The sequence below is a fragment of the Lishizhenia sp. genome, from assembly GCF_057456495.1.
On the sequence record NZ_JBVCPV010000253.1, the window covers coordinates 1 to 3,371 of the forward strand.

General features: G+C 36.8%; 4 protein-coding genes. All 4 read right to left on the bottom strand.

The window, feature by feature from the left end; all coding sequences use genetic code 11:
- Window positions 1-743 (bottom strand): M48 family metallopeptidase (locus AC22ZQ_RS13560; protein WP_318959304.1); only part of this gene is annotated, 743 nt, incomplete at its 3' end.
- Between the two features lie 87 nt (window positions 744-830).
- Window positions 831-1,649, bottom strand: a complete 819-nt coding sequence (locus AC22ZQ_RS13565) for an enoyl-ACP reductase FabI (protein ID WP_318959305.1) — start codon at window positions 1,647-1,649, stop codon at window positions 831-833.
- Window positions 1,650-1,803: 154 nt separating this feature from the next.
- A complete protein-coding gene (locus AC22ZQ_RS13570) occupies window positions 1,804-2,832 on the bottom strand; it encodes a quinone-dependent dihydroorotate dehydrogenase (protein ID WP_318959306.1) in 1,029 nt (342 codons plus the stop codon).
- 80 nt (window positions 2,833-2,912) lie between these two features.
- Window positions 2,913-3,371 (bottom strand): hypothetical protein (locus AC22ZQ_RS13575; RefSeq protein WP_318959307.1); only part of this gene is annotated, 459 nt, incomplete at its 5' end.

Sequence of the window (3,371 nt, forward strand, 5' to 3'; positions counted from 1 at the left end):
AAATAATCAGCCGGAATGTGTGCCAGATCACCCACCAAAAATTCTTTACCAATACTTACTTCATCTATGGGTAAGTGAGAATACATTAAGATATCAAAAACTTGTTCTATATCCTCAATGCTATATCCCGCCTCTAGATACCTAATAAGACCTAATGAGTCTGCCTCTGTTTCGTGTTGCTTACTGTAACTACTAAAATCTTCTATTTCTAATTCAATGTTAGATCTTTCCAATTCCTTTCTTCTTTTGAAGGAATTCAATACATGTTTTTCTTCGTAATGAGCAATTTCGTGAGATAAGACAAAGGCTAAATCACTTTCAGAAACCAATTGAGAAAGGAGTCCCATCGTAACGAATACCATTCCATCTCCGGTAACAAAGGCATTGGCAACATTTGATCGCAGCGTGAAAAAACTCAATTCATCGAACAAATATTCATCGTCTTTTAATAACTTCTTGGCAAGGTCTTCAATATATTCGGTTAATTCATCACCATAGACTACTAAACCAGATTGAATCAGGTTATCCAAAGAAGATGCCTTCATAAAGACGTACTCCTTTTGTTCATAACCTGTAAGGCCATAATCTACCTCAAGGTCTTGGTTGTACCTTTCATCTAAAGTAAGTTTAAAACTTTCAGGAATTTCTCCTTTAGACTTAATGGTCTTGTAATTACTAAAATCTAATTGTGCTTGTACACTTAGTACTGCAAGAAGTACAAAGCAAAAGGTGATAAATTTCATAGTTTACGGTGTTTAATAGCGTCGGTTTTAGCGAGAATAAAAAAGGGGTAGCTCTTAATTGCCACCCCTAAATTATAATGATTGAATTTAATCTTCGCTTCCGAATCTTTCGATTACTTGTTGTGTTACCCCCGTATTAGAGAAACCTCCATCGTGGAATAAATTCTGCATTGTTACGTATTTCGTTAAATCAGAGAACATAGAAATACAGTAGTTTGCACATGCTTCTGCTGAAGCGTTTCCTAATGGAGACATTTGCTCAGAGAAGTTAATGAACTCGTCAAAACCTTTAATTCCTTGTCCTGCCGTTGTAACCGTTGGCGACTGAGAAATCGTGTTAACTCTTACTTTTTTCTTGATACCGTAATGGTAACCGAAGCTTCTTGTAATTGATTCTAACAATGATTTAGCATCAGCCATATCGTTGTAATCTGGGAAAATACGTTGTGCTGCGATATACGTTAAAGCAACTACAGAACCCCATTCGTTAAGCGCGTCCATCTTTTGTGCAGTAGCCAATACTTTATGTAAAGAACCTGCAGACACGTCTAATGTTTGGTTGTAGTAGTTGTAGTTTATTTCAGTATAATGTTTTTTCTTTCTTACGTTTGGAGACATTCCAATAGAGTGTAAAATGAAATCGATTTTACCACCAAGGTGCTCCATAGATTCTTTAATCAAATTCTCTAGATCTTCAACATTTGTTGCATCCGCTGGAATTACTTTAGAACCTGTTTTTTCGGCTAATTCGTTAATTGCTCCCATACGCATAGCGATAGGTGCATTTGTCAATACGAACTCCGCTCCTTCTTCGTGCGCACGTTCTGCCACTTTCCAGGCGATAGACATATCATTTAGGGCACCGAAAATAATCCCTCTTTTTCCTTTCAATAAATTATTTGCCATAATTAATGCTTTGGTACAAATTTAGAATTATCAGGGATATTCTAACACTTTTTTGAAAGGTTTTAGACCACAGACCTTTGTGTATAAACATCCTGCAAAAAGAAACCCATCTCAAAAGAGATGGGCTTGCATAACGTATTTATATTTCAACGGCTTATTTACCAGCCTTTAAAACAGCTTTATTAATTTCTTTCACTAAGCTAGGGCCTTTGTAAATATAACCTGTATATACCTGAACCAAACTTGCTCCTGCCTCTAACTTTTCAAGTGCATCCTCTGCAGAGTGAATACCTCCTACACCAATAATGGGGAAGCTTCCTTTAGATTTTTCTGACAAGTAACGAATTACCTCCGTAGATCTTTTCGCAATTGGCTTTCCAGAAAGTCCACCCATTCCAATTTCCTCCAAGTTGTCGGCCTTTAATCCTTCTCTATTTACAGAGGTATTTGCCGCGATGATTCCATCTATCTTCGTTTCTCCAACTAATTCAACCATTTCATCTAATTGAATCGTGTTCAAATCTGGAGCAATTTTTAATAAAATAGGCTTTGGTGTACCTTGCTTCTGATTGATCTCTTGTAAAGCATTTAATAAATCTACCAAGAAGTCTTTATCCTGTAATTTAGCATGACTCCCCACATTTGGACAACTCACATTTACCGTAAAGTAATCTACATAAGGGTGTAATTCTGTAAAACACTCTACGTAATCACCTGTGTATTGATCTGGTGTTGAACTCGTCATTTTACCGATATTACCTCCTACGATAATATTAGTATTGCGCTTTTTCAATTTTTCAACCATGGCCTTTACTCCTTGGTTGTTGAATCCCATTCTATTGATTATCGCTTCGTCTCCAATTAATCTAAATAATCTTTTCTTAGGGTTTCCTTCTTGCGGACGAGGGGTTACGGTACCTAATTCTATAAATCCAAATCCCAAGTTTTCCAGCTCATTCAAAAGCTTGGCATCTTTATCAAAACCTGCAGCTAATCCAACAGGGTTTTTAAACTTCAGTCCAAATACTTCCCTTTCTAAACGTTTATCTTCTATTGTGTAAGCACTCTTAAATAATGATTTAACAATAGGAGTATTCAAAGAAATTTTCATCATCTTAAAAATAAAATGGTGCGCTTTCTCTGGATCACATTTAAAAAGAATTGGCTTTATTAACTTGTACATTCGTCGTAAGATTTGTGCAAAAATAAGCACAAAAAAAAGAGGATACAAACCCTCTTTTTACTATTGTAATTTCTAGAACTTTAAAATTTCGTTTTACCTCTCCAACGCTCTGTTCTCACTCTGAAAGAAGAGATGGTAATATTTTTTGAGAACACCAAGTTTACATACAAGATTGCATCTTTCGTACTGGGATCTCCACGTTGTTGTCCTGGCGCAAACCAGTTTTGATTTCCTATCGCTGGATTGGAGGCCAAAGCAGCTTCCGGACCAATCGTTGCCGCGAGTACTGCTGGATCATAGTAAACCGTTGATACATCATCTATATAATCTGAATATGCAATATTGTAGGTAGCTTCTATACCTAACCTCCAATATTTCCCTGTAGCCAAACGCATTCCAAATCCTAAAGGAACAGTAACGGTAAAGTTGCTATATTTTTTTGCCCCATTCGGCAGTCCTTGTCCCTCTGTGCTGAGCGGTCTTAAATTGGTCCAACCCGATCCTAAATCAGCTTGAGGAACAAAAAACATCACTCCTGC

What these genes read in the sequence shown, in the direction of transcription:
- AC22ZQ_RS13570 (WP_318959306.1), bottom strand. Translation starts at nt 2,832, where the DNA reads ATGTACAAGTTAATAAAGCCAATTCTTTTTAAATGTGATCCAGAGAAA.
- AC22ZQ_RS13565 (WP_318959305.1), bottom strand. Translation starts at nt 1,649, where the DNA reads ATGGCAAATAATTTATTGAAAGGAAAAAGAGGGATTATTTTCGGTGCC.